Consider the following 349-nt stretch of genomic DNA (forward strand, 5'->3'; position numbering starts at 1 on the left):
ATGTCGCTGTTGGCAGATGTTTTGTATCTTCAAGAGTGGAGTGTGGCCATTATTGCCACAATCAGCGTGTTGTGTTTTGTTGCCGGAGCCGCGCATTCGGGCTGGGTGATTTTGTGGACGCAGCAAATGCGTTTCCGTGGCAGCTTTGGATTTTCCATGTGGCTGGAAGCAGTTTATCTGTTGATATTCGGTTGGTTCGGCATTGCCGCGATGGAATGGAATTTTGGCGGCTCTGATTTTATTATGCCGTCTTTAGCATTGTTTTTATTGTGCTTTATTATGGGTATGCACAATACCGTTATTACGCTTTTGTCCGGTTCCGCCATCCGCTCCACCCATATGACCGGCA

At 47.6% G+C, this 349-nt stretch carries 1 protein-coding gene; it reads left to right on the top strand.

Going from position 1 to position 349, the window contains the following annotated elements:
- Nucleotides 1-349 (top strand): DUF1275 family protein (locus ACTHS3_RS17380; RefSeq protein ID WP_440368685.1); only part of this gene is annotated, 349 nt, incomplete at both ends.

Source organism: Neisseria sp. P0009.S007 (assembly GCF_051962515.1).